At 40.5% G+C, this 23,829-nt stretch carries 36 protein-coding genes; all 36 read right to left on the bottom strand.

Annotation, left to right across the window (positions count from 1 at the left end):
- Positions 1–26: 26 nt before the first annotated feature.
- Complete coding sequence (locus ACTWQB_RS09610) at positions 27–971, bottom strand: DNA-directed RNA polymerase subunit alpha (protein ID WP_443138978.1); 945 nt, start codon at positions 969–971, stop codon at positions 27–29.
- Between the two features lie 173 nt (positions 972–1,144).
- The gene (gene rpsK / locus ACTWQB_RS09615; RefSeq protein ID WP_443138979.1) at positions 1,145–1,546 is read right to left on the bottom strand and encodes a 30S ribosomal protein S11; all 402 of its coding nucleotides are present in this window, start codon (positions 1,544–1,546) and stop codon (positions 1,145–1,147) included.
- A 24-nt stretch (positions 1,547–1,570) separates the two neighbouring features.
- Positions 1,571–1,936, bottom strand: coding sequence for a 30S ribosomal protein S13 (gene rpsM, locus ACTWQB_RS09620; RefSeq protein WP_443138980.1), 366 nt, complete (start codon positions 1,934–1,936; stop codon positions 1,571–1,573).
- 23 nt (positions 1,937–1,959) lie between these two features.
- The gene (rpmJ, locus tag ACTWQB_RS09625) at positions 1,960–2,073 is read right to left on the bottom strand and encodes a 50S ribosomal protein L36 (protein ID WP_039312872.1); all 114 of its coding nucleotides are present in this window, start codon (positions 2,071–2,073) and stop codon (positions 1,960–1,962) included.
- A 28-nt stretch (positions 2,074–2,101) separates the two neighbouring features.
- Positions 2,102–2,320: a translation initiation factor IF-1 gene (gene infA / locus ACTWQB_RS09630; protein WP_017185218.1), complete on the bottom strand. Its 219-nt coding sequence runs from the start codon at positions 2,318–2,320 to the stop codon at positions 2,102–2,104.
- The gene (locus ACTWQB_RS09635; RefSeq protein ID WP_443138981.1) at positions 2,307–2,594 is read right to left on the bottom strand and encodes a KOW domain-containing RNA-binding protein; all 288 of its coding nucleotides are present in this window, start codon (positions 2,592–2,594) and stop codon (positions 2,307–2,309) included. Before ACTWQB_RS09635 ends, infA begins: the two co-directional genes overlap by 14 nt.
- A 58-nt stretch (positions 2,595–2,652) precedes the next feature.
- Positions 2,653–3,399 (bottom strand): type I methionyl aminopeptidase, encoded by a 747-nt coding sequence (gene map, locus ACTWQB_RS09640; protein ID WP_443138982.1) that lies wholly within the window; start codon positions 3,397–3,399, stop codon positions 2,653–2,655.
- A complete protein-coding gene (locus ACTWQB_RS09645; protein ID WP_443138983.1) occupies positions 3,399–4,049 on the bottom strand; it encodes an adenylate kinase in 651 nt (216 codons plus the stop codon). The genes map and ACTWQB_RS09645 overlap by 1 nt, the downstream gene beginning before the upstream one ends.
- Before the next feature lie 35 nt (positions 4,050–4,084).
- Complete coding sequence (gene secY, locus ACTWQB_RS09650) at positions 4,085–5,374, bottom strand: preprotein translocase subunit SecY (RefSeq protein WP_443138984.1); 1,290 nt, start codon at positions 5,372–5,374, stop codon at positions 4,085–4,087.
- Positions 5,374–5,805 (bottom strand): 50S ribosomal protein L15, encoded by a 432-nt coding sequence (gene rplO, locus ACTWQB_RS09655; protein WP_443138985.1) that lies wholly within the window; start codon positions 5,803–5,805, stop codon positions 5,374–5,376. Before rplO ends, secY begins: the two co-directional genes overlap by 1 nt.
- Positions 5,806–5,836: 31 nt before the next feature.
- Positions 5,837–6,019, bottom strand: coding sequence for a 50S ribosomal protein L30 (gene rpmD, locus ACTWQB_RS09660; RefSeq protein ID WP_443138986.1), 183 nt, complete (start codon positions 6,017–6,019; stop codon positions 5,837–5,839).
- 13 nt (positions 6,020–6,032) lie between these two features.
- Positions 6,033–6,536, bottom strand: a complete 504-nt coding sequence (rpsE, locus tag ACTWQB_RS09665) for a 30S ribosomal protein S5 (protein WP_054753858.1) — start codon at positions 6,534–6,536, stop codon at positions 6,033–6,035.
- Between the two features lie 24 nt (positions 6,537–6,560).
- Entirely contained in the window at positions 6,561–6,923 is a 363-nt protein-coding gene (rplR, locus tag ACTWQB_RS09670) for a 50S ribosomal protein L18 (protein WP_443138987.1), read from the bottom strand.
- A 32-nt stretch (positions 6,924–6,955) separates the two neighbouring features.
- Positions 6,956–7,492, bottom strand: coding sequence for a 50S ribosomal protein L6 (rplF, locus tag ACTWQB_RS09675; protein ID WP_443138988.1), 537 nt, complete (start codon positions 7,490–7,492; stop codon positions 6,956–6,958).
- 26 nt (positions 7,493–7,518) lie between these two features.
- Entirely contained in the window at positions 7,519–7,914 is a 396-nt protein-coding gene (rpsH, locus tag ACTWQB_RS09680) for a 30S ribosomal protein S8 (protein WP_443138989.1), read from the bottom strand.
- 30 nt (positions 7,915–7,944) lie between these two features.
- On the bottom strand, positions 7,945–8,130 hold the full coding sequence (locus tag ACTWQB_RS09685) for a type Z 30S ribosomal protein S14 (RefSeq protein WP_091773731.1): 186 nt from the start codon (positions 8,128–8,130) through the stop codon (positions 7,945–7,947).
- A gap of 24 nt (positions 8,131–8,154) precedes the next feature.
- The gene (rplE, locus tag ACTWQB_RS09690) at positions 8,155–8,694 is read right to left on the bottom strand and encodes a 50S ribosomal protein L5 (protein WP_443138990.1); all 540 of its coding nucleotides are present in this window, start codon (positions 8,692–8,694) and stop codon (positions 8,155–8,157) included.
- Positions 8,695–8,720: 26 nt separating this feature from the next.
- Positions 8,721–9,032, bottom strand: a complete 312-nt coding sequence (gene rplX, locus ACTWQB_RS09695) for a 50S ribosomal protein L24 (RefSeq protein ID WP_443138991.1) — start codon at positions 9,030–9,032, stop codon at positions 8,721–8,723.
- A gap of 58 nt (positions 9,033–9,090) precedes the next feature.
- Entirely contained in the window at positions 9,091–9,459 is a 369-nt protein-coding gene (gene rplN, locus ACTWQB_RS09700; RefSeq protein WP_091773728.1) for a 50S ribosomal protein L14, read from the bottom strand.
- Between the two features lie 38 nt (positions 9,460–9,497).
- The gene (gene rpsQ, locus ACTWQB_RS09705; RefSeq protein WP_443138992.1) at positions 9,498–9,761 is read right to left on the bottom strand and encodes a 30S ribosomal protein S17; all 264 of its coding nucleotides are present in this window, start codon (positions 9,759–9,761) and stop codon (positions 9,498–9,500) included.
- A 20-nt stretch (positions 9,762–9,781) separates the two neighbouring features.
- Positions 9,782–9,985, bottom strand: a complete 204-nt coding sequence (gene rpmC, locus ACTWQB_RS09710; RefSeq protein WP_443138993.1) for a 50S ribosomal protein L29 — start codon at positions 9,983–9,985, stop codon at positions 9,782–9,784.
- On the bottom strand, positions 9,975–10,409 hold the full coding sequence (gene rplP, locus ACTWQB_RS09715) for a 50S ribosomal protein L16 (RefSeq protein ID WP_443138994.1): 435 nt from the start codon (positions 10,407–10,409) through the stop codon (positions 9,975–9,977). The genes rpmC and rplP overlap by 11 nt, the downstream gene beginning before the upstream one ends.
- An 18-nt stretch (positions 10,410–10,427) precedes the next feature.
- Positions 10,428–11,072, bottom strand: a complete 645-nt coding sequence (gene rpsC, locus ACTWQB_RS09720) for a 30S ribosomal protein S3 (protein ID WP_443138995.1) — start codon at positions 11,070–11,072, stop codon at positions 10,428–10,430.
- A 3-nt stretch (positions 11,073–11,075) separates the two neighbouring features.
- Positions 11,076–11,420 (bottom strand): 50S ribosomal protein L22, encoded by a 345-nt coding sequence (gene rplV / locus ACTWQB_RS09725; protein WP_443138996.1) that lies wholly within the window; start codon positions 11,418–11,420, stop codon positions 11,076–11,078.
- A gap of 19 nt (positions 11,421–11,439) precedes the next feature.
- On the bottom strand, positions 11,440–11,718 hold the full coding sequence (rpsS, locus tag ACTWQB_RS09730; protein ID WP_443138997.1) for a 30S ribosomal protein S19: 279 nt from the start codon (positions 11,716–11,718) through the stop codon (positions 11,440–11,442).
- 57 nt (positions 11,719–11,775) lie between these two features.
- Positions 11,776–12,609 carry a 50S ribosomal protein L2 gene (gene rplB / locus ACTWQB_RS09735; RefSeq protein WP_443138998.1) on the bottom strand — a complete coding sequence of 278 codons (834 nt, stop codon included), beginning with the start codon at positions 12,607–12,609 and terminating at the stop codon, positions 11,776–11,778.
- Between the two features lie 41 nt (positions 12,610–12,650).
- Complete coding sequence (gene rplW / locus ACTWQB_RS09740) at positions 12,651–12,941, bottom strand: 50S ribosomal protein L23 (protein WP_443138999.1); 291 nt, start codon at positions 12,939–12,941, stop codon at positions 12,651–12,653.
- On the bottom strand, positions 12,941–13,564 hold the full coding sequence (rplD, locus tag ACTWQB_RS09745) for a 50S ribosomal protein L4 (protein WP_443139000.1): 624 nt from the start codon (positions 13,562–13,564) through the stop codon (positions 12,941–12,943). Before rplD ends, rplW begins: the two co-directional genes overlap by 1 nt.
- Positions 13,565–13,589: 25 nt before the next feature.
- Positions 13,590–14,219: a 50S ribosomal protein L3 gene (rplC, locus tag ACTWQB_RS09750; RefSeq protein WP_443139001.1), complete on the bottom strand. Its 630-nt coding sequence runs from the start codon at positions 14,217–14,219 to the stop codon at positions 13,590–13,592.
- Between the two features lie 24 nt (positions 14,220–14,243).
- Positions 14,244–14,552: a 30S ribosomal protein S10 gene (rpsJ, locus tag ACTWQB_RS09755; protein WP_054753888.1), complete on the bottom strand. Its 309-nt coding sequence runs from the start codon at positions 14,550–14,552 to the stop codon at positions 14,244–14,246.
- Positions 14,553–15,392: 840 nt separating this feature from the next.
- On the bottom strand, positions 15,393–16,583 hold the full coding sequence (gene tuf / locus ACTWQB_RS09760; protein WP_443139002.1) for an elongation factor Tu: 1,191 nt from the start codon (positions 16,581–16,583) through the stop codon (positions 15,393–15,395).
- A gap of 116 nt (positions 16,584–16,699) precedes the next feature.
- Entirely contained in the window at positions 16,700–18,778 is a 2,079-nt protein-coding gene (gene fusA, locus ACTWQB_RS09765; RefSeq protein WP_443139003.1) for an elongation factor G, read from the bottom strand.
- Positions 18,779–18,828: 50 nt separating this feature from the next.
- Positions 18,829–19,299, bottom strand: a complete 471-nt coding sequence (rpsG, locus tag ACTWQB_RS09770) for a 30S ribosomal protein S7 (RefSeq protein ID WP_443139004.1) — start codon at positions 19,297–19,299, stop codon at positions 18,829–18,831.
- A gap of 44 nt (positions 19,300–19,343) precedes the next feature.
- A complete protein-coding gene (rpsL, locus tag ACTWQB_RS09775) occupies positions 19,344–19,757 on the bottom strand; it encodes a 30S ribosomal protein S12 (protein WP_443139005.1) in 414 nt (137 codons plus the stop codon).
- 100 nt (positions 19,758–19,857) lie between these two features.
- A complete protein-coding gene (locus tag ACTWQB_RS09780) occupies positions 19,858–20,109 on the bottom strand; it encodes a ribosomal L7Ae/L30e/S12e/Gadd45 family protein (protein ID WP_443139006.1) in 252 nt (83 codons plus the stop codon).
- Between the two features lie 109 nt (positions 20,110–20,218).
- A complete protein-coding gene (rpoC, locus tag ACTWQB_RS09785) occupies positions 20,219–23,824 on the bottom strand; it encodes a DNA-directed RNA polymerase subunit beta' (protein ID WP_443139007.1) in 3,606 nt (1,201 codons plus the stop codon).
- Positions 23,825–23,829 lie beyond the last annotated feature (5 nt).

The following is a 23,829-nucleotide window of genomic DNA, read 5'->3' on the forward strand; positions in this document are numbered from 1 at the left end:
AGGAAAATTCTATCGATGTAAGATGATTAGTCGTCTTTACGAAGGCCTAAGTTTAAATCGTTAAGTTTATTCTTAACTTCATCTAATGACTTACGACCTAAGTTACGAACCTTCATCATGTCTTCTTCAGATTTCTGTGTTAGTTCATGCACTGTATTAATACCAGCTCGTTTTAGACAGTTGTAAGAACGAACAGATAGATCTAATTCTTCAATTGTCATTTCTAACACTTTTTCTTTCTGGTCTTCTTCTTTTTCAACCATAATCTCCGCTTGTTGGGCTTCATCCGTTAGACTTACGAATACATTTAAATGCTCCGTGAAGATTTTTGCGCCTAATGAGATCGCTTCTTCAGGGCGAATGCTTCCATCTGTCCACACATCTAAAGTCAACTTATCAAAATTTGTAACTTGACCAATACGTGTGTTTTCAACTTGATAAGTTACACGTTGAACCGGTGTGAAGATTGAATCTATAGGGATTACACCTATTGGCTGATCATCTTGTTTGTTTGCTTCAGCTGGACGGTAACCGCGCCCTCTTTCAGCAAAGATTTTCATATTTAATTTACCGTTACCTGAGATTGTAGCAATCTTCAAGTCAGGGTTTAGGATTTCAACATCACTATCATGTTGAATATCTCTCGCAAAAACTTCTCCTTCTCCCTGCGCGTTGATTTCTAGCGTCTTTTGCTCATCTGAATAAATCTTAAGTGCAAGTTGTTTCAAGTTTAGAACGATCGTTGTGACGTCCTCAACGACATAGTCTAACGTTGAAAACTCATGTAAAGCACCCTCAATTTGAACAGACGTAACCGCAGCTCCAGGAAGTGAGGATAATAAGATACGACGTAAGGAGTTACCTACTGTAGTACCATAACCGCGCTCTAACGGTTCGATGACAAACTTTCCGAACGTAGTATCTTCATTAATTTCAATTGTTTCCACTTTCGGTTTTTCAATTTCAATCATTCACAAAACCCTCCTTCAAAACGTCGAAACATCGACGATACCTGTCGTATCCCCGAACATTCCCCAAGGCAGGAACCCATGCAGGACATGGGATGAGATCCTGCGTATACCGTGTAAACCTTATTTTCCTATCATATCCCATTATAGACAGGGTTACAAATTATATACCTAAATTAAACACGACGACGTTTTGGTGGGCGGCAACCATTGTGTGGTACAGGTGTTACATCAATGATTGATGTAATTTCTAGACCTGCAGCCTGTAAAGAACGGATCGCTGCTTCACGTCCAGCTCCTGGACCTTTAACAGCAACTTCAATAGTTTTCATGCCGCTTTCTTGTGCTGATTTCGCCGCAACTTCTGCTGCCATCTGCGCTGCGAAAGGTGTTGATTTACGAGAACCTTTGAAACCAAGTGAACCAGCACTGCTCCAAGCAACTGCGTTGCCGTTATCGTCAGTAATGGTCACGATTGTGTTGTTAAAAGTAGAACGAATATGAGCAACACCGGATTCTATATTCTTTTTCACACGACGCTTTCTGCGAGTTGTCGCTTGTTTACCTTTACGAGCCATAAATTAGCTTACCTCCTTTAATGTTTATTTTCTCTTGTTCGCTACTGTACGGCGTGGGCCTTTACGTGTACGAGAGTTGTTTTTAGTCTTCTGTCCACGAGTAGGTAAGCCACGACGATGACGAATACCTCTGTAACTACCGATTTCAATTAAACGTTTAATGTTAAGAGACGTTTCACGACGAAGGTCACCTTCAACTGTGAAGTTCTCAATTTCTTTACGGATGTTTGCTAACTCATCTTCAGTTAGATCACGAACACGTGTATCTTCTGAGACACCAGCATTTTTTAAGATTTCTTGAGCTGTTGATTTCCCGATACCGTAGATATACGTTAATGAGATAACTACGCGTTTATCGCGAGGAATATCAATACCTGCAATACGTGCCATGTGTGCACTGCACCTCCTTTAGTTTATCCTTGTTTCTGCTTGTGTTTAGGATTCTCGCAAATTACCATTACTCGGCCTTTACGACGAATTACTTTACATTTTTCACAAATCGGTTTTACTGAAGGTCTTACTTTCATTGTTCTAACCTCCTTTTAGATCGGAGTTTTATTTATAACGATACGTGATACGACCTCTTGATAAATCATAAGGTGACATTTCAACAGTTACTTTGTCACCCGGTAGAATACGGATGAAGTGCATACGTATTTTACCTGACACATGAGCTAAAATCTCATGGCCATTTTCTAACTCTACTTTGAACATAGCGTTCGGTAAAGTCTCAAGGACCGTACCTTCCATTTCAATAACATCATCTTTCGCCATAGAGAGAATCTCCCTTCTTCCAATCTGTTAACTCTTCGTTAACAAACTTTGATATTGCGAAGCGAAGTTTACCGTTGGTTACACGACCAGTTTCAAACATTGATTTCTCTACTTCGGGAGAAATATAATCTAATAGATCAACATGATGAATGTTTTTACGTTTTGGTCGATCAAATTTCCTTTTATCTCCGTCGGCTAACAAAACAAAAGTTTCATCAACGACTTCAATGATAATTGCGTATTGATCGGCCTCACGACCACGATTGATTCTCACTAATTGACCAATTCTGGGGTACCCAGACTCACCATCGACCAATCATCATCACCTTCACTTAAACTTTAGTTAAGATTTCGTATCCATCATCCGTTACAACAACGGTGTGTTCAAAATGCGCACAATTGCTGTTGTCTTCTGTAACAACGGTCCAATTGTCGCTTAAAGTCCGAACATAACGCTCCCCTAAATTAACCATAGGCTCAATGGCTAAAACCATTCCTTTTTTCATCCTAGGACCTTTGTTAGGTGGTCCAAAGTTTGAAATGTGAGGATCTTCATGAAGGTTTTGCCCTATTCCGTGTCCACCATACTCTCTTACGATAGTAAATCCGTATGGCTCTACATACTTTTGAATGGCATGAGATATATCAGACAAACGGTTACCTGGTTTAACTTGTTTCAACCCTTCAAACAGCGACGCTTCCGTTACTTCTAAAAGCTTTTGAGTGTCCTTATCGATGTCTCCAACTGGATAAGTCCAAGCCGAATCACCATGATAACCTTGGTAATTCGCACCGATATCGATGCTAATGATATCTCCATCATTTAATGCGCGTTTCCCAGGAATTCCATGCACGAGCTCTTCATTAACAGAAACACAAATGCTTCCACTAAAGCCGTTATAACCTTTAAAGGAAGGTGTTGCATCATGACTTCTGATGAACTTCTCGGCGATGTCATCAAGTTCTTTCGTAGTCACACCCGGGCGGATATGCTTTTGCAATTCCTGGTGTGTTAAAGCTACGATTTTACCTGCCTGACGCATTAACTCGATTTCTCGTGGAGTTTTATTAATAATCATTAAGCTAGGCCTCCGATTTTTTCATCGATTTGATTGAACACAACATCGATGTCCTGGTCACCATTAACTTCTACTAGATATCCTTTTTCTCTATAGAAATCTAATAGAGGCTTCATTTGCTCAGAATTCACGCTTAAGCGATTCTTCACTGTTTCAGGCTGATCATCTTCACGTTGTATTAGTTTTGCCCCATCATTGTCACAAATACCCTCTTCTTTTGGTGGATTAAATTCAACATGGTATGTCGCTCCACATTCTGGGCATATACGACGACCAGTTAAACGGCCCACTAATTTTTCTTCAGGTACACTGACATGAAGGACGTAATCTAATTTTGTATTTAAATCGTCTAATAATGTTTCAAGAGCATCTGCTTGTGCTACAGTACGAGGAAAACCATCGAGTAAGAAGCCTTTCTCACAGTCCGGCTTACTTAAACGTTCTTTTACAATTCCAATTGTAACCTCATCTGGCACAAGAGCTCCTTCATCCATATAAGACTTAGCTTTTTTACCTAATTCTGTTCCTTCTTTAATCGCAGAACGGAACATATCTCCTGTTGAGATATGAGGGATATCATACTTTTCTACGATCTTTTCTGCTTGGGTTCCTTTACCAGCACCTGGTAATCCCATTAAAATCAGATTCATAATTTCCCCTCGCTCTCGATATAACTCTAGAAGCTCTACTTAATAAAACCTCTGTAATGACGTTTTACAAGCTGACTTTCTAATTGTTTCATTGTATTTAATGCTACACCAACTACGATTAGTAGACTTGTTCCACCAATTTGTACCGCTGTTGGTAAGCTCGCAATACTTCCTAAAATAATAGGGAAAATTGATACTACTGCTAAGAATAAAGCACCCACAAATGTTAGACGGTAGATTACACGAGTTAAATAAGTCTCAGTGTTTTTACCAGGACGGATTCCAGGCACATAACCGCCTTGCTTCTGTAAGTTTTCTGCCATTTGCTCTGGATTAACTTGAACAAATGTATAGAAATAAGTGAATGCAATAATTAGCCCTACATAAAGAGTCATACCAACTGGCTTAGTATAGTCAAATACATAAGCAATTGTTGACGCTATTTGTCCGTCAAAGAAGTTTGAAATTGTCTGAGGTGCGATAATAAATGAAATAGCAAAGATAATTGGAATAACCCCAGCTGCATTTACCTTTAATGGTAGATGAGTTGATTGGCCTCCAACAGGTGAACGGTTAACCGTTCGTTTTGCATACTGGATTGGAATTTTACGAATTGCTTGTTGAATGAAAATAACTCCAACTACAACAGCAACTACGACCAGCATAATTATCCCTAAAATCACTAAGTTTAGGAATAGTTGATCTCCTGCACCAGCAATATACGTTTCATAAAGCTGGTTTACTCCGTTAGGGATCGCTGCTACGATACCTGCGAAAATTAGGATGGAAATTCCGTTTCCAACCCCGTATTCTGTAATCTGCTCACCAAGCCACATTAAGAATGTCGTACCACCAGTTAGAACGGTAGCAATAACAAAGAACTTAAAGACATTAGGGTCTTGGATTAGTGCTCCTTGCGTCATGTAGTTGAAACCGATTGACATACCTATTGCTTGGATGAATGCTAAGACTACTGTTCCGTAACGTGTTACCTGTGCTAACTTTCGACGTCCTACTTCCCCTTGTTTTCTCCACTCCGTAAATTTAGGAACAACGTCCATTTGCAGTAACTGCATAATAATGGCCGCTGTAATGTATGGGAAAATACCCATAGCGAAGACGGAATATTGACTTAACGCGCCTCCGCCAAATGTATCAATGAACCCAAACGCGTTCATTTCGTTCATGACTTCAATCGCATTACCATCTGTAAATGGTACTGGAATGAATGAACCGATACGGAATACTACAAGGATTGCAAGGGTAAATAGAATTTTACGTCTAATGTCAGCAACACGGAACATGTTTGCAAAAGTACTAAACATTAGATCACCTCAGTTTGACCGCCCGCCGCTTCAATAGCTTCTTTAGCAGAAGCTGAAAACTTTTGAGCTTTTACTGTTAACTTCTTCTCTAGAGAGCCGTTTCCTAGTACTTTAACGCCTGCTTTTACTTTGCTGATAACACCTGTTTCTAATAGAAGTTCAGGAGTTACTTCAGTACCATCTTCAAAACGGTTTAAAGTTTCTAGATTAACAATAGTATACTCTTTTCGGTTGATGTTTGTAAATCCACGTTTCGGTAAACGTTGGAACAATGGCATTTGACCACCTTCAAAACCTGGACGCACATTACCACCAGAACGCGCTTTCTGACCTTTGTGACCACGACCAGAAGTTTTTCCGTTACCAGATGCCATACCACGACCTACGCGGTTACGATCTTTACGTGAGCCTTTTAGTTCGTGAAGTTTCATGTGAGCACCTCCTCTTTACCATGTTTTAAAACTATGCTTCTTTTACTGAAACGAGATGTGACACTTTGTTAACCATACCTCGAACAGCTGGTGTATCTTCAAGTACCACCGTTTGGCGAATTTTATTTAATCCTAATGCTTTTACTGTATCGCGTTGGTCTTGTTTACGACCAATAACGCTACGAGTGAGGGTAATTTCTAATTTATTAGCCATCTGTTATCCCTCCTTATCCTAACAGTTCTTCTACAGACTTACCGCGAAGTTTTGCAACTTCTTCTGCTGTCTTAAGATTAGCTAATCCTGAGATTGTCGCACGAACCATGTTAATTGGTGTGTTAGAACCTAGTGATTTAGATAGGATGTCACCTACACCTGCAAGTTCTAATACCGCACGAACTGGTCCACCTGCGATAATTCCAGTACCTTCTGCAGCTGGCTTTAATAGAATGTTTCCAGCTCCGAACTCACCATTGATTTGGTGTGGAATAGTAGTGCCAACGATTGGTACACGGATTAAGTTTTTCTTACCATCTTCAACTGCTTTACGGATCGCTTCTGGTACCTCTTGTGCTTTACCAGTACCAAAACCAACGTGTCCGTTTCTGTCACCTACAACTACTAATGCTGTAAAACGGAAACGACGACCACCTTTTACAACCTTAGCAACACGATTAACTGTAACCACGCGTTCTTCAATATCTAATTTGCTCGCATCGATTGCTGTACGCATGTATTTCCCTCCTTTTTCAGTCGATTAAAATTCTAAACCTGCTTCACGTGCAGCTTCTGCTAAAGCTTTCACGCGTCCATGGTAAAGGTAACCTCCACGATCGAAGATTACTGATTTATATCCTTTGTCAACCGCACGCTTAGCGACTAGTTCACCAACTTGTTTCGCAGCTTCTACATTACCTGTAGTTTCGCCTTTGAATTCAGGGTCAACGGTTGAAGCGCTAGCGACTGTTTGACTGTTTTGATCATCGATTAATTGTGCATAAATGTGTTTGTTTGAGCGATAAACGTTTAGACGTGGACGTTCAGCTGTACCAGCTAACGTACGACGCATACGTGAATGGCGCTTTTTACGAACCGCATTCTTATCTGCTTTCGTAATCATTCAGGTCACTCCTTTCTGTCTTTTAACGGATATTATTTAGCAGTCTTACCTTCCTTACGACGTACATACTCACCTTCATAACGAATACCTTTACCTTTGTAAGGTTCTGGTGTACGAATAGCGCGAATGTTCGCTGCAACTGCTCCTACTTTCTCTTTATCAATTCCTTTAACAACGATCTTCGTGTTAGAAGGAGTTTCAATATCGATACCATCCATTGGTTCAACTTCAACTGGGTGAGAATAACCAGCGTTTACAACCAATTTCTTACCTTGCATTTGAGCACGGTAACCAACACCCTGGATTTCTAGTGATTTTTCAAAACCTTTAGTAACACCTTCTACCATGTTACCGATTAGGGTTCTTGTTGTACCGTGTAACGCACGGTGTTCTTTATTTTCACTCGGACGTTCTACAGATAATACGTTATCCTCTACTTTAATAACCATATCTTCGTGGAACGTACGTGTTAATTCACCTTTAGGACCTTTAACAGTCACTGTATTACCATCAAATTTAAGTTCAACATCATTTGGAATTTCAAGTGTTTTTAAACCTACACGTGACATACCTTACACCTCCTGACTTTCAAGTATTACCAAACGTAAGCTACAACTTCGCCGCCTACAGCTTGGCTGCGAGCTTCTTTATCCGTTAAAACACCTTTAGAAGTGGATACAACAGCGATTCCTAAACCGTTTAGTACTTTAGGGATCTCGTCTGACTTTGCATACACACGACGTCCAGGCTTACTGATGCGCTTAATACCTGTAATTACGCGCTCATTATTAGCACCGTACTTAAGGAATAAACGTAGAACACCTTGTTTGTTGTCTTCAATATATTCATAATCGCGAATGTAACCTTCACGCTTTAAAATATCAACAATATCTTTCTTTAGCTTAGAAGCTGGAACTTCTAACTGATCATGACGAACCATGTTCGCATTGCGAATTCTTGTTAGCATATCTGCAATTGGATCTGACATCATTTGTTCATTACCTCCTTCCCATAATTGGGTTTACCAGCTTGCTTTTTTAACGCCAGGAATTTGTCCTTCGTAAGCTAATTCACGGAAACAAATACGGCATAATTTAAATTTGCGAATTACGGAATGCGGACGACCGCAACGTTCACAACGAGTGTATTCACGCACTTTAAATTTTTGTTTGCGTTTTTGCTTTGCGATCATTGATTTTTTAGCCACAATTTTCCCTCCTTATTCAGTAAGTTACTGCTTAAAAGGCATACCGAACTGACCTAATAATTCACGTGCCTCTTCGTCAGTATCTGCAGTTGTTACAATAACAATATCCATACCGCGCACTTTACTTACTTTATCGTAATCAATTTCCGGGAAAATCAATTGTTCTTTTACCCCTAAAGTATAGTTACCGCGACCGTCGAAAGCTTTAGAAGAAATACCACGGAAGTCACGTACACGAGGTAGTGAAACGCTGATTAACTTCTGTAGGAAATCGTACATACGCTCACCACGTAGTGTAACTTTCGCTCCAATTGGCATACCTTCACGTAGACGGAAACCAGCGATTGATTTTTTAGCTTTAGTAACAGTTGGTTTTTGACCGGAAATTAGTGTTAATTCTTCAACAGCATTCTCAAGCGCTTTTGCATTTTGAACAGCGTCACCAACACCCATGTTGATAACGATCTTTTCAACTTTTGGCGCTTGCATTACAGAGCTATAGTTAAATTTCTCAACTAAGCTAGGAACAATCTCTTCATTGTACTTTTTCTTTAGTTCGTTCATCTTATAGACCTCCTTTCACGCAACTACTATTTATCTAAAGGTTCACCTGATTTTTTAGCGATGCGGACTTTTTTACCGTCACGCACTTCATATCCAACACGAGTAGGTTCACCTGATTTAGGATCGATCGGCATAACATTAGAAACATGAATTGGCGCTTCTTGGTTCAAGATTCCACCCTGTGGATTTTCTTGTGAAGGCTTAGCGTGTTTTTTAACATAGTTTACACCTTCAACCAAAACGCGTTCTTTTTTTGGATAAGCTTCTAAAATCGTGCCTTCTTTACCTTTATCTTTACCAGTAATAACTTTGACTTTATCGCCTTTCTTTACATGCATGAATCGTGCACCTCCTTGCAAGGCATGGTTTGCTTAATGACATCTATTTAAGCGACTATTATAGTACTTCTGGAGCTAGGGAAACAATCTTCATGAACTGTCTCTCACGTAATTCACGAGCTACAGGGCCGAAGATACGAGTTCCTCGCGGGCTTTTATCATCACGGATGATAACTGCTGCGTTTTCGTCGAAACGGATGTAAGAACCGTCTTTACGGCGAACACCGCTTTTAGAACGTACGATTACTGCTTTTACTACTTCACCTTTTTTGACAACGCCACCTGGTGTTGCTTGTTTTACCGAGCAAACAATAACGTCACCAATGTTAGCTGTCTTACGTCCAGAACCGCCTAGAACTTTAATAGTTGAAACTTCACGAGCACCTGAGTTATCAGCAACTTTTAGACGAGATTCTTGTTGGATCATAGGTTTTGTTACCTCCCTTCGGATTCAATACCGAGCGATTATATAATGACTGCTTCTTCAATAACTTCTACTAAACGAAAGCGCTTCGTAGCTGATAATGGACGAGTTTCCATGATGCTTACGATATCGCCTTTTTTAGCTTGGTTATTTTCGTCATGTGCTTTGAACTTTTTAGAGTACTTAACACGCTTACCATAAAGCGGGTGGAATTTATAAGTTTCTACTAGAACTGTAATGGTTTTATCCATTTTGTCAGAAATGACGCGTCCAGTGTAAACTTTGCGATCTTTACGTTCACTCATTGAGGTAGACCTCCTCTCAATTATCGATTATTAATGCCGACTTCTCTTTCACGAATAACTGTTTTCATACGAGCAATTGATTTTCTAACTTCACGGATTCTTACCGTGTTTTCTAGTTGACCAGTTGCTAGTTGAAAGCGTAAGTTAAACAGTTCTTCTTTTAAAGATTTTACTTTTTGTTCGATTTCGGCAGTGGTTAGTTCTCTGATTTCGTTAGCTTTCATTGCTATCACCACCAATTTCTTCGCGTTTTACAAACTTCGTTTTCACTGGAAGTTTGTGTGACGCTAAGCGTAATGCTTCACGAGCCACTTCTTCGTTAACTCCAGCTACTTCGAATAATACTTTTCCTGGTTTTACTGCTGCTACCCAACCTTCTGGAGAACCTTTACCGGAACCCATACGAACTTCTAGAGGTTTTGCAGTTTTTGGTTTGTCAGGAAAGATTTTAATCCATACTTTACCGCCACGTTTCATGTAACGAGTCATCGCGATACGAGCTGCCTCGATTTGACGGCTTGTAATCCATGCACCTTCTAGTGCTTGAAGACCAAATTCACCATGTGATACTTCTGTTCCACCTTTTGCACGGCCTTTTAGGCTTGTGCGGTGTTGTCTACGATATTTTACACGTTTAGGCATTAGCATACTGCGAATCCCCCTTCCTTATTTATTGTCATTTTTAGTTGGAAGGACCTCTCCACGATAAATCCACACTTTAACACCTAGTTTACCGTAAGTAGTATCGGCTTCTGCCGTACCATAATCGATATCAGCACGTAATGTGTGTAGTGGTACAGTTCCTTCGTTATATTGTTCCGCACGCGCAATATCTGCACCGCCTAGACGACCAGATACTTGCGTTTTAATACCTTTCGCTCCTGCACGCATCGCACGTTGAATTGCTTGTTTCTGTACACGACGGAAAGAAACACGGTTTTCAAGTTGACGTGCAATGTTTTCAGCAACTAAAGTTGCGTCTAATTCTGGTTTTTTCACCTCAACGATGTTGATGTGAACACGTTTACCAGTTAAGTTACTAATTTTAGTACGTAATGCTTCTACTTCAGATCCACCTTTACCAATAACCATACCTGGTTTTGCTGTGTGGATTGAAATGTTAATTCGATTAGCAGCACGTTCGATTTCAACTGTTGATACTGCTGAATCTTTTAGACGTTCTTCAATATATTCACGAACCATGATGTCTTCGTGTAATAGATCAGCATATTCTTTTTCAGCGTACCATTTTGATTCCCAGTCACGAATTACGCCGACACGAAGACCTTTAGGGTTAATTTTTTGACCCACTGACTATCCCTCCTTCTTTTCTGATACCACAACTGTGATGTGGCTAGTACGTTTGTTAATCGCGCTTGCGCGACCTTGTGCACGTGGGCGGAAACGTTTAAGTGTTACGCCTTCATTTACATAAGCTTCAGAGATAATTAGATTATCCGTATCTAGTTCATAATTGTGCTCAGCGTTCGCAACGGCTGACTTTAAAACCTTCTCAATGATTGGTGATGCCGAACGGTTAGTGTGAGCTAAAATTGCGAAAGCCTCGCCAACTTCTTTTCCTCGAATTAAATCAATGACTAAACGAGCTTTACGAGGAGCAATACGAACTGTTTTAGCTACTGCTTTAGCTTGTTGCATCATGCTAACCTCCTCTCAATTAGCGTTTTGTTTTCTTATCGTCACCGGAATGACCTTTGAACGTACGTGTTGGTGCAAACTCACCTAGTTTATGCCCAACCATGTCTTCCGTAATATAAACGGGTACATGTTTACGGCCGTCATATACTGCAATAGTGTTTCCAACAAAGTTAGGGAAAATTGTAGAACGACGTGACCAAGTTTTAATGACGGACTTTTTGCTTTCTTCGTTCATTTTTTCAACTTTTTTCATTAAATGATCATCCACGAAAGGTCCCTTTTTTAAACTACGACCCATGAATAAACCTCCTTCCGTCTTTGAGACAATCGCGCTAACGATTGTACTAAGTCAAGATTATTTCTTCTTACGACGACGTACAATAAACTTATCTGACTGTTTATTACGCTTACGAGTTTTAAGTCCAAGCGTAGGTTTACCCCATGGTGACATAGGAGATGGAAGACCGATTGGAGCACGACCTTCACCACCACCGTGCGGGTGATCGCTTGGGTTCATAACAGAACCACGTACTGTTGGGCGAATGCCTTTCCAACGAGAACGTCCTGCTTTACCTACTCTTACAAGTTCATGTTCAATGTTACCAACTTGACCGATTGTTGCACGGCAAGTTCCAAGAATCATACGAGTTTCGCCAGATGCTAGGCGTACTAAAACGTATTTTTCTTCTTTACCTAAGATTTGTGCTTGAGCACCTGCTGAACGTACTAACTGTCCACCACGACCTGGTTTTAACTCAATGTTGTGAACTGTTGTACCTACAGGCATTTTGTTTAATGGTAATGCGTTACCTGTTTTAATGTCTGAACCTTCACCAGACATGATTTCTTGACCTACTTTTAGGCCTTTAGGTGCTAGGATATAGCGTTTTTCACCGTCTGCATAGTTGATTAACGCAATGTTAGCTGAACGGTTTGGATCGTATTCGATCGTAGCAACGCGTCCTGGTATACCATCTTTATCGCGCTTGAAATCAATGATACGGTATTGGCGCTTATGTCCTCCACCTTGATGACGAACCGTTAATTTCCCTTGGTTGTTACGACCTGCACGTTTCTTAATTGGTGCAAGTAGGGATTTTTCCGGGCTATTAGTCGTAATTTCTTCGTTTGTTAAAGTAGACATGTTACGACGCCCGTTACTAGTTGGTTTATACTTTTTGATCGCCATCTTTTTTCCCTCCTTTTAAGAAAATATATTATAGTTCCGACTTATACACCTTCAAAGAAATCTAGTTCTTTGCTATCAGGTGTTAAAGTAACGATAGCTTTTTTACGATCTGGGCGGAAACCTTCGTATCGACCCATTCTTCTTTTCTTACCTTTTAAGTTGATTGTGTTAACTTTATCAACTTTTACTCCGAATATAGTTTCAACAGCGTTTTTAATTTCCGTTTTGTTAGCTTTTTTAGCAACTTCAAACGTATATTTATTTTCGGCCATTAAATCTGCAGAGTGTTCTGTGATAATTGGGCGCTTAATGATATCTCTTGGTTCTGTCATTATGCAAGCACCTCCCCTGCTTTTTCAGCTGCTTCTTTAGTGATGAACAGCTTGTCATACTTCAGTAAATCTAATACATTGACTTGTTCTACTGTTAGAACATGCACGTTTTGAAGATTGTTAGCAGAACGTTCGATGTTTTCATCTTTTTCCGCTGTAACAATTAAAGCTTTTTCATTAGTGTCAAAGCTGTTTAGTAATTGAACAACTTCTTTTGTTTTAGGAGCTTCAATACTTAAATCCTCTAACACTACGATTTCGTCGTTTTGTACTTTAGAAGATAAAGCAGAACGAAGCGCTAAACGACGTACTTTTTTAGGCATTTTGTAGCTGTAGCTACGTGGTGTTGGACCAAATACTGTTCCACCACCAACCCATTGTGGAGAACGGATAGACCCTTGACGAGCTCGACCCGTACCTTTTTGGCGCCATGGTTTACGGCCACCACCAGATACTTCAGAGCGACCTTTCACTTTGTGAGTACCTTGACGTAGTGATGCTTGTTGCATAACTACTGCTTCTTTTAAAACTGTTTCGTTTGGTTCAATACCAAATACTCCGTCAGTAAGCTCGATATCGCCTACTTGAGAGCCAGCTTGATTGTATAGTGCTACTTTAGGCATGACATATCCTCCCTTCGTTTAATATTTAGTTAGCCTTAACCGCACTTGTGATTTCAACGTAAGATTTCTTCGCGCCAGGCACATTACCTTTAACGAGAATCAAGTTGTTATCTGTATCTACCTTAACTACTTCTAAGTTTTGAATAGTTACAGTTTGACCACCCATTTGTCCAGGTAACTTTTTACCTTTAAATACGCGCATTGGGTCAATAACACCCATCGCACCTGGAGCGCGGTGATAATGCGAACCGTGAGTCATTGGTCCACGTTGTTGATTATGTCGTTTAATCGCACCTTGGAACCCTTTACCTTTAGAAGTTCCAGTTACGTCAATTTTTTCTCCTGCTTCAAAAACATCCACACTTAACTCTTGACCTACTTCATACTCGTCAAGATTTACGTTACGGATTTCGCGAATGAAGCGCTTAGGCTTAGTGTTTGCCTTCTCAGCATGACCTTTTGCCGGTTTATTCGCATTCGATTCTTTTTGATCCGCAAAACCTAGTTGAATAGCTTCATAGCCATCATTCTCAGTAGTTTTCTTCTGAAGAACAACGTTACCTTCTGCTTGAATTACAGTTACAGGTACTAGTTCGCCGTTTTCAGAGAATAGCTGAGTCATTCCGATTTTACGTCCTAAGATTCCTTTCGCCATCCGTTACACCTCCTAAAAATTGTTTTATAGTTTAATTTCGATATCAACGCCTGATGGTAAGTCAAGTCTCATTAATGAGTCAACTGTTTGTGGCGTTGGGCTCAGAATGTCAATCAAACGCTTGTGTGTGCGCATTTCAAATTGCTCACGAGCATCTTTGTACTTGTGAACCGCACGTAAGATTGTGTAAACAGAGCGCTCAGTTGGCAATGGGATTGGACCAGATACCTCTGCTCCAGAACGTTTTGCCGTTTCTACGATTTTCTCCGCTGATTGATCAAGCACACGGTGATCATAAGCTTTTAAACGGATACGGATTTTCTCTTTTGCCATTATTTTCCCTCCTTTTCGTCTATCTTCTAAAACAGACATACTCCGTGAAAATTTCCTCCACACTCGCCATGGCAAAGGGGCCGGGTGTGTCAGCAACCTTCCACTTCATCGCCTTTAATATGACTGCAACATTAAACATTATACAGAATTAACCCTCTATACGCAAGAGAATTCGATAAGTTTCTTCGCAATCACCTTAGTTATTATACTAAGGTTTAGCGCCTCTTTCAACCAATAGGGTAATATTCAGAAAAATTGTGATAATAGCCTAGTATGTTACTTATCTTGAAAGTTCAAATTTCGCTTTTGGTGCATTCCACGATTGATGTAAATACAACTAGTTGGTAGTAATAATAGCGTAGTCAAAATGCGAGACTCCTGGTCGGCTAAGTGCGGCCACGTCCTGCGCCTGCGATTACTCGGCGCAAATTAAGCAAAGAAGTATTACAAGTAGCATTTGTGGCCAACGCCGACACTTGACCGTCCAGGTCGTCGCAGACAGCACGAGCTGAGGGGCCACAGGATGTGGGTCAGTTCGGCGTCGCTACACGGATGTTGCGAATTTAGCCGAACTTCCTTAATCCCCGAACGAATGTGAGTTTGGGGAAGTTGAAGCCGTGCCTGAGGAAAGCGAAGCATTTGACTACGCTTATTGTACTATGTGATAAACGAAAAGCGACTGGCGGCGACCCCTTGGGGATCAGCGCGAGGCGAAAATCACCGAAACGAGCCGGGCGAGTTTCGTGAAGTTGAGGCCGCGCCCCAGGAAAGCGTCCGCCAGAGAGCGTTCGTTATACATTAAAAAAGACTACCGAATAGATCGGTAGTCTTTTGCAGTTATTATTCAGTGATTGATGATACAACACCAGCGCCTACTGTACGGCCACCTTCACGGATTGAGAATTTAGTACCTTCTTCAATCGCAACTGTTGTAATTAGTTCAACATCCATTTCAACGTTATCGCCAGGCATTACCATTTCTACACCTTCAGGTAGCTGAATAACACCAGTTACGTCAGTTGTACGGAAGTAGAACTGTGGACGATAGTTTGTGAAGAATGGAGTGTGACGTCCACCTTCTTCTTTAGATAGAACGTAAACTTCTGCTTTGAACTTAGTGTGAGGTGTGATTGAACCAGGCTTAGCTAAAACCTGACCACGCTTGATTTCTTCACGAGAAACACCACGTAGTAACGCACCAATGTTGTCACCAGCTTCTGCATAGTCTAGAAGCTTACGGAACATTTCAACACCAGTTACAGTAGTTTTGCTTGGTTCTTCAGCAAGACCGATGATTTCGATTTCGTCACCAACTGATACTTGACCACGCTCAACACGGCCAGTAGCAACTGTACCACGACCAGTGATTGAGAATACGTCCTCAACTGGCATCATGAATGGCTTATCAGTGTCACGGTCAGGAGTTGGAATGTACTCGTCAACTGCATCCATTAATTCATAGATCGCGTTAACGTACTGCTCTTCACCTTCAAGAGCCATTAAAGCTGAACCTTTAACTACTGGTACATCATCACCAGGGAAGTCATACTCAGATAGTAGGTCACGAACTTCCATTTCAACTAGCTCTAGAAGCTCTTCGTCGTCAACCATGTCACATTTGTTTAAGAATACTACGATCGCAGGTACACCAACCTGACGAGAAAGTAGGATGTGCTCACGAGTTTGTGGCATTGGACCGTCTGCTGCAGATACTACTAGAATCGCACCGTCCATTTGTGCTGCACCAGTAATCATGTTCTTAACGTAGTCAGCGTGTCCTGGGCAGTCAACGTGAGCATAGTGACGGTTGTCAGTTTCATACTCAACGTGTGCAGTAGAGATTGTGATTCCACGCTCTTTTTCTTCAGGAGCACCGTCGATTTGGTCATAAGCCATTGCAGTACCTTTACCTGATTTCTTGTGTAATACAGTTGTGATTGCTGCAGTTAAAGTAGTTTTACCATGGTCAACGTGTCCGATTGTACCAATGTTAACGTGTGATTTGGAACGGTCAAATTTTTCTTTTGACATTTATATTTCCTCCTTAAAAATTAAAATTTATGTTTTATGTGTTCAGTCATCTCCTAATATAGCATTAGGAGATAACTGTTTACAATATTTCTAATAGGTTTTTTGACAAATGTCAATTATTGCCCACTATTTTTCTTGATGATTTCTTCAGAGATGCTCTTAGGAACTTCTTCATAGTGACTGAAGTGCATAGTGTAAGTTCCGCGACCTTGAGTGTTTGAACGTAATGCAGTTGCATAACCAAACATTTCAGAAAGTGGTACGAATGCATTAACAACCGAAGCATTACCACGTGAACCCATACCTTCTACACGTCCACGACGAGAAGTTACATCACCCATAATGTCACCCATGTATTCTTCAGGAACTACGATCTCTACTTTCATCATTGGTTCAAGTAGAACTGGGTTACATTTATTTTTAGCTGCTTTAAGAGCCATTGATGCTGCCACTTTGAACGCAGTCTCGTTTGAGTCTACATCGTGGTATGAACCATCATATAAAGTAGCTTTAATATCGATTAGTGGATAACCTGCAAGTACCCCGTTTTCCATTGATTCTTCAATACCAGCTTGTACTGATGGGATATATTCTTTAGGTACTACACCACCAACAATTTTGTTAACGAATTCGAAGCCAGCGCCTTCTTCGTTTGGTTCAAATTTAATCCAAACGTGACCGTATTGACCACGACCACCAGACTGACGTACGAATTTACCTTCAACATCCGCAGAGCCACGGAAAGTTTCACGGTAAGCAACCTGTGGAGCACCTACATTCGCATCCACTTTAAACTCACGCTTTAGACGGTCAACGATGATGTCTAGGTGAAGCTCACCCATACCGTGAATGATTGTTTGACCAGTCTCTTCGTTAGTTTCAGTACGGAAAGTAGGGTCTTCCTCAGCTAGTTTACCTAAAGCAATACCCATTTTATCCTGGTCTGCTTTTGATTTTGGCTCAATCGCAACTGCGATAACAGGTTCAGGGAACTCCATTGATTCAAGAATAACTAAGTTTTTCTCGTCACATAGAGTGTCACCAGTTGCTGTGTCCTTCAAACCAACACCACCAGCGATATCACCAGCATATACTGTGTCTACTTCTTCACGGTGGTTAGCGTGCATTTGTAGGATACGTCCTACACGTTCACGCTTATCTTTAGAAGCGTTCTTAACATAAGAACCACTACTTAAAGTACCTGAGTAAACACGGAAGAATGTTAACTTACCAACATAAGGGTCTGTCATTACTTTGAATGCTAATGCAGAGAATGGCTCTTTATCGTCAGACTTACGAACAACTTCTTCACCTGTACCAGGAACGATACCTTCAATTGGAGGTACGTCTAATGGTGAAGGAAGATAGTCGATTACTGCATCGAGTAATAACTGAACACCTTTGTTTTTGAATGCAGAACCACACATTACTGGATAGAATTCTACGTCACAAGTTGCTTTACGAATCGCAGCTTTTAACTCTTCAATGCTGAACTCTTCACCTTCTAGGTATTTCATCATTAAGTCTTCGTCTAATTCTGCAATTGCTTCAACTAAGCGTCCGCGATATTCTTCAGCTTGGTCCTTGTATTCATCAGGAATATCTGTCGGTTTTGCGCGAGTACCAAGGTCATCTTCATAGAAGTAAGCTTTCATTTCTACTAAGTCGATGATTCCTTCGAACTGATCCTCAGCACCGATTGGTAACTGAATAGGGTGCGCATTTGCACCTAAGCGATCTTCTAATGTACCTACAGAGTATAAGAAGTCTGCGCCTACTTTATCCATTTTGTTGATAAATACAACACGTGGAACTCCGTAAGTAGTGGCTTGTCGCCAAACTGTTTCTGTTTGTGGCTCTACGCCTGATTGTGCATCTAGTAATGCAACTGATCCATCAAGTACACGTAATGAACGTTCAACCTCCACTGTGAAGTCTACGTGTCCAGGTGTATCGATGATGTTAATACGATGGTCCTTCCATTGAGCTGTTGTTGCAGCAGAAGTGATCGTGATACCACGTTCCTGCTCCTGCTCCATCCAGTCCATTTGAGAAGCACCTTCGTGAGTTTCTCCCAGCTTATGGATACGTCCTGTATAGAACAGGATACGTTCCGTAGCTGTAGTTTTACCGGCATCGATGTGAGCCATGATCCCGATATTACGATACTTGTCTAAGGAGAACTCTCTTGGCATATTCATTTCTCCTTCCTGTATTAGAGCTAGATTGTATTATAAATATAATATTACCAACGATAGTGAGCAAACGCTTTGTTCGCTTCTGCCATCTTGTGCATTTCTTCACGGCGTTTAACCGCTGCACCTGTATTATTTGCTGCATCTAAAATTTCATTAGCTAAACGTTCTTCCATCGTTTTTTCTCCGCGTAAACGAGAGTAGTTTACGATGAAACGAAGTCCTAATGCTTGACGACGCTCAGGGCGTACTTCAACTGGTACTTGGTAGTTTGAACCACCAACACGTCTAGCGCGTACTTCCAATACAGGCATAACATTCTTCATTGCCTCTTCAAAAACATCCATAGCGTTTTGACCGCTACGCTCTTGAATTAATTCAAAAGATTTATATAAGATTTTTTGAGCAACACCTTTTTTACCATCAACCATGATTTGATTGATTAAGCGAGTTACTAGTTTTGAGTTATAAATCGGATCTGGTAAAACATCTCTTTTAGGAACTGATCCTTTACGTGGCATATTAAGTTCCTCCTTTCCTTGGTGGTCTATATCTTAAGAACGTATTATTTCTTAGGTCTTTTCGCACCGTATTTAGAACGGCTTTGCATACGACCTTCAACACCAGCAGTGTCTAACGCACCACGAACGATGTGATAACGTACACCTGGTAAGTCTTTTACACGTCCACCACGAATTAGAACAACACTGTGCTCTTGCAAGTTGTGGCCAATACCAGGAATGTATGCAGTAACCTCGATTTGGTTCGATAAACGAACACGTGCATATTTACGTAATGCCGAGTTCGGTTTCTTAGGTGTCATAGTCGCTACACGTGTGCACACTCCACGTTTTTGAGGAGCTGGGTTGTCAGTAAACTTCTTTTTGTAAGAGTTGAACCCTTTGTTTAGTGCTGGTGAGTCAGACTTTTTAGTTCTAGTTTTACGACCTTTACGAACTAATTGGTTAATAGTTGGCATGTTATATCCTCCCTTCTTAATAAGTGTTTCTAATACCACACATCCAGGTGGTTCATAAATGGGCAAAAAAACAAACTTCATACACTTGAGTGTAGAAAGTTTATTTTTTTATTGCCACAGCAGCTGCACCGACATCGATCCCGCCTGCTTCGCCTAACTTTTTCATAGACTTTACAAACGATATTGGAACGTTATAGTCATTAGCTGCTTTTAATACTTTATCCGTTATACGTCGTTCAGCATTTTCAGCTATTACGACTTCAAGTACGTCACCATTTTTCATGGATTTTAGCACTTGTTTAGCTCCAATAATTAAACTGTTTTTAGCCTGTGCTACTTTTTCATAAGACATTTTTCATCCTCCAAAGTAAACAGGTTATATGAAGCACCTTGAATATATTATCATTGACCAAAATTAATGTCAACAAAAAATATAAATCAATCAAGGTGCTTCAACCTTTTTATGCTTCAGTTGTTATTTCTTCTACTTCTTCTACTTCAACAACGTCTTTTTCGGCTTCTAGATTACGATATTTTGCTAAACCAGTACCAGCTGGAACAAGTTTACCAATAATAACGTTCTCTTTAAGTCCTAATAGATCATCATACTTACCTTTAATTGCGGCATCTGTTAGGACACGAGTTGTCTCCTGGAATGATGCAGCTGATAAGAATGAGTCTGTTTCAAGTGACGCTTTCGTAATACCAAGAATAATCGGCTTAGCAATAGCTGGTTGCTTACCTTCTACTAATACTTGGCGGTTAGCTTCTCTAAATTGGTTAACATCTAATAATGATCCAGGGATAACATCCGTATCACCTGATTCAATTACACGAACTTTATTTAACATCTGGCGCACCATTACTTCGATGTGTTTATCACTAATTTCAACACCTTGCATACGATATACTTTTTGTACTTCTTTTAATAAGTACTCTTCTACACCTTGCAAGCCTTGAGCTTTGATGAGTTCTTTAGGGTCAATTGAACCTTCAGTGAGTGCTTGACCCGCAATAATCTCTTCACCAACTTCGACTTTCATACGTGCATTATATGGTGTTGTATAACTGCGTTTTTCAACTTCACCCTGAACGACAATTTCTTTCTTGTCTTTAACGTCATTAATTTCAAGAATAGTACCATCAATTTCACTGATGACTGCCTGACCTTTAGGGTTACGAGCTTCAAAGATTTCCTGAATACGTGGTAAACCTTGCGTAATATCGTCTCCTGCAACACCACCAGTGTGGAAGGTACGCATTGTTAACTGTGTACCAGGCTCACCAATTGATTGTGCAGCGATAATACCAACAGCTTCACCTGTTTCAACACGATCACCAGTCGCCATGTTACGGCCATAACACTTAACACAAGCGCCGTGATGAGTATTACATGTAAATACTGAACGGATTACAACTGAATCAACACCAGAATCAACTATTGTCTTAGCAATATCTTCTGTGATTAACTCGTTACGTCCAATTATGACATCGCCCGTTTCTGGGTGGCGTACTTTTCTAAATGCAGTACGACCAACTAGGCGATCGTAAAGTGGAACGATTGTTTCGTTTCCTTCTGTTAATGCACTTACAGTCATGCCGCGATCAGTTCCACAATCGTGTTCACGGATGATAACATCTTGTGCTACATCTACTAAACGACGAGTTAGGTAACCTGAGTCGGCTGTCTTAAGTGCTGTATCCGCAAGACCTTTACGAGCACCGTGCGTCGAGATGAAGTACTCTAATACTGTCAGACCTTCACGGAAGCTTGATTTAATCGGTAATTCAATAATCTTACCAGATGGGTTAGCCATTAGACCACGCATACCTGCTAACTGAGTGAAGTTTGATGCGTTACCACGGGCACCAGAGTCACTCATCATAAAGATTGGGTTAAGGGCATCTAATGAAACCATTAGTTTTTCTTGAATTTGGTCTTTCGCTTCTGTCCAAGTAGCAATCACACGATCATAACGCTCTTCTTCTGTAATTAGACCACGACGGAATTGCTTCACTATTTTATTTATTTTAGATTGCGCAGCATCTAAGTACTGTTGCTTTTCAGATAAGACAACGATATCGGATACACCGATTGTAATACCCGCTTTAGTGGAGTATTTGAAACCAAGATCCTTCATCTTATCAAGCATCTTAGACGTCTCAGAAATCTTATAATGTTTGAACACTTCAGCGATGATGTCACCTAAGATACCTTTTTTGAATGGTTTAACTAACTCACGGTTAGGTAACTCTTCTTTAAGATTTGTAGTAACATCGACAAAATGCACATCTGGTGTATGATCTTCTAAATTGAAAGAAGTTGGTTCGTTCATATAAGGGAACGAATTCGGTAACATATCGTTAAAGATTAACTTACCAATTGTCGTAACAAGTATCTTATCATTTTGCTCCTCAGTGAAATGAGGGTTACCTAACGAACTTGCTTTAATACCTACACGGCTATGCAGATGTACATAACCATTATCATAAGCTAAGATAGCTTCCTCATATGAAGAGAACACTGTCCCTTCACCGATTGCATCGGCACGTTCAAGAGTTAGGTAATAGTTACCTAATACCATATCCTGTGATGGTGTAACTACTGGTTTACCATCCTTAGGGTTTAAGATGTTTTGTGCCGCTAACATTAAGATGCGAGCTTCTGCTTGCGCCTCAGGTGAAAGCGGAACGTGTACCGCCATTTGGTCACCATCAAAGTCTGCATTATATGCTGTACACACTAATGGATGTAAGCGAATAGCACGACCTTCAACAAGCGTTGGTTCGAACGCCTGAATCCCTAAACGGTGAAGTGTTGGTGCACGGTTTAATAGTACTGGGTGCTCTTTAATAACATCTTCTAATACATCCCAGATTTCAGGACGTAAACGTTCAATGCTACGCTTAGCTGACTTAATGTTATGCGCTAACCCACGGTTTACTAACTCACGCATGACAAATGGTTTAAATAGTTCAATTGCCATTTCCTTAGGTAAACCACATTGATACATTTTTAAGTTCGGTCCTACAACGATTACAGAACGACCTGAATAGTCGACACGCTTACCAAGTAAGTTTTGACGGAAACGTCCTTGCTTACCTTTAAGCATGTGAGATAGAGATTTCAATGGACGGTTACCAGGGCCTGTAACAGGACGGCCGCGTCTACCGTTATCGATTAATGCATCAACTGATTCTTGAAGCATACGCTTTTCGTTTTGAACAATGATTGTTGGTGCACCTAAATCTAATAGACGTTTTAGACGATTATTACGGTTAATTACACGACGATACAGATCGTTTAAATCTGATGTCGCAAAGCGTCCACCGTCTAGCTGTACCATTGGTCTTAACTCAGGTGGAATAATCGGCAATACGTCCATTATCATCCAATCAGGGTTATTTCCTGAATTACGGAATGACTCTAACACTTCTAAACGTTTAATAGCTCTAGTACGACGTTGACCTTGAGCCGTTTTAAGTTCTTCTTTTAACTCTTGAACTTCACGATCTAAATCAACATCTTGTAATAATTTACGGATCGCTTCAGCACCCATTTGCGCTTTGAAAGTGTTTCCGTATTTTTCGTAATAAGCACGGAATTCTTTTTCCGTTAGTAGTTGTTTTTTCTCAAGAGGTGTATCACCTGGGTCTGTTACGATATAAGAAGCAAAATAAATCACTTCTTCAAGGGCCCTAGGTGATAGATCTAATACAAGACCCATACGACTTGGGATTCCTTTGAAATACCAAATGTGAGAGACAGGGGCAGCTAATTCAATGTGCCCCATACGCTCACGACGTACCTTCGCTTTAGTTACTTCAACGCCACAACGGTCACAAACGACACCTTTATAACGGACACGCTTATATTTACCGCAATGACATTCCCAATCTTTTGTAGGTCCAAAAATACGTTCACAGAATAAACCATCTTTTTCTGGCTTTAACGTACGATAGTTAATGGTTTCTGGCTTTTTAACTTCACCAAATGACCAAGAGCGAATCTTGTCTGGTGAAGCTAATCCTATTTTCATAAACTCAAATCTGTTTACATCGATCAAGGAGC

It is taken from the genome of Piscibacillus sp. B03 (genome assembly GCF_052246295.1).
Lineage (GTDB): Bacteria > Bacillota > Bacilli > Bacillales > Alkalibacillaceae > Piscibacillus.

Coding starts and splice junctions, on each gene's coding strand:
- ACTWQB_RS09610 (WP_443138978.1), bottom strand. CDS start 971: ATGATTGAAATTGAAAAACCGAAAGTGGAAACAATTGAAATTAATGAA.
- rpsK (WP_443138979.1), bottom strand. CDS start 1,546: ATGGCTCGTAAAGGTAAACAAGCGACAACTCGCAGAAAGCGTCGTGTG.
- rpsM (WP_443138980.1), bottom strand. CDS start 1,936: ATGGCACGTATTGCAGGTATTGATATTCCTCGCGATAAACGCGTAGTT.
- rpmJ (WP_039312872.1), bottom strand. CDS start 2,073: ATGAAAGTAAGACCTTCAGTAAAACCGATTTGTGAAAAATGTAAAGTA.
- infA (WP_017185218.1), bottom strand. CDS start 2,320: ATGGCGAAAGATGATGTTATTGAAATGGAAGGTACGGTCCTTGAGACT.
- map (WP_443138982.1), bottom strand. CDS start 3,399: ATGATTATTAATAAAACTCCACGAGAAATCGAGTTAATGCGTCAGGCA.
- ACTWQB_RS09645 (WP_443138983.1), bottom strand. CDS start 4,049: ATGAATCTGATTTTAATGGGATTACCAGGTGCTGGTAAAGGAACCCAA.
- secY (WP_443138984.1), bottom strand. CDS start 5,374: ATGTTTAGTACTTTTGCAAACATGTTCCGTGTTGCTGACATTAGACGT.
- rplO (WP_443138985.1), bottom strand. CDS start 5,805: ATGAAACTTCACGAACTAAAAGGCTCACGTAAAGATCGTAACCGCGTA.
- rpmD (WP_443138986.1), bottom strand. CDS start 6,019: ATGGCTAATAAATTAGAAATTACCCTCACTCGTAGCGTTATTGGTCGT.
- rpsE (WP_054753858.1), bottom strand. CDS start 6,536: ATGCGTACAGCAATCGATGCGAGCAAATTAGATATTGAAGAACGCGTG.
- rplR (WP_443138987.1), bottom strand. CDS start 6,923: ATGATTACGAAAGCAGATAAGAATGCGGTTCGTAAAAAGCGCCATTCA.
- rplF (WP_443138988.1), bottom strand. CDS start 7,492: ATGTCACGTGTAGGTTTAAAAACACTTGAAATTCCAAATGATGTTGAA.
- rpsH (WP_443138989.1), bottom strand. CDS start 7,914: ATGATGTCAGATCCAATTGCAGATATGCTAACAAGAATTCGCAATGCG.
- rplE (WP_443138990.1), bottom strand. CDS start 8,694: ATGAACGAACTAAAGAAAAAGTACAATGAAGAGATTGTTCCTAGCTTA.
- rplX (WP_443138991.1), bottom strand. CDS start 9,032: ATGCATGTAAAGAAAGGCGATAAAGTCAAAGTTATTACTGGTAAAGAT.
- rplN (WP_091773728.1), bottom strand. CDS start 9,459: ATGATCCAACAAGAATCTCGTCTAAAAGTTGCTGATAACTCAGGTGCT.
- rpsQ (WP_443138992.1), bottom strand. CDS start 9,761: ATGAGTGAACGTAAAGATCGCAAAGTTTACACTGGACGCGTCATTTCT.
- rpmC (WP_443138993.1), bottom strand. CDS start 9,985: ATGAAAGCTAACGAAATCAGAGAACTAACCACTGCCGAAATCGAACAA.
- rplP (WP_443138994.1), bottom strand. CDS start 10,409: ATGCTAATGCCTAAACGTGTAAAATATCGTAGACAACACCGCACAAGC.
- rplV (WP_443138996.1), bottom strand. CDS start 11,420: ATGCAACAAGCTAAAGCAGTAGCTAAAACAGTTCGTATTGCTCCTCGT.
- rpsS (WP_443138997.1), bottom strand. CDS start 11,718: ATGGGTCGTAGTTTAAAAAAGGGACCTTTCGTGGATGATCATTTAATG.
- rplB (WP_443138998.1), bottom strand. CDS start 12,609: ATGGCGATCAAAAAGTATAAACCAACTAGTAACGGGCGTCGTAACATG.
- rplW (WP_443138999.1), bottom strand. CDS start 12,941: ATGACAGAACCAAGAGATATCATTAAGCGCCCAATTATCACAGAACAC.
- rplD (WP_443139000.1), bottom strand. CDS start 13,564: ATGCCTAAAGTAGCACTATACAATCAAGCTGGCTCTCAAGTAGGCGAT.
- rplC (WP_443139001.1), bottom strand. CDS start 14,219: ATGGCGAAAGGAATCTTAGGACGTAAAATCGGAATGACTCAGCTATTC.
- rpsJ (WP_054753888.1), bottom strand. CDS start 14,552: ATGGCAAAAGAGAAAATCCGTATCCGTTTAAAAGCTTATGATCACCGT.
- tuf (WP_443139002.1), bottom strand. CDS start 16,583: ATGTCAAAAGAAAAATTTGACCGTTCCAAATCACACGTTAACATTGGT.
- fusA (WP_443139003.1), bottom strand. CDS start 18,778: ATGCCAAGAGAGTTCTCCTTAGACAAGTATCGTAATATCGGGATCATG.
- rpsG (WP_443139004.1), bottom strand. CDS start 19,299: ATGCCACGTAAAGGATCAGTTCCTAAAAGAGATGTTTTACCAGATCCG.
- rpsL (WP_443139005.1), bottom strand. CDS start 19,757: ATGCCAACTATTAACCAATTAGTTCGTAAAGGTCGTAAAACTAGAACT.
- ACTWQB_RS09780 (WP_443139006.1), bottom strand. CDS start 20,109: ATGTCTTATGAAAAAGTAGCACAGGCTAAAAACAGTTTAATTATTGGA.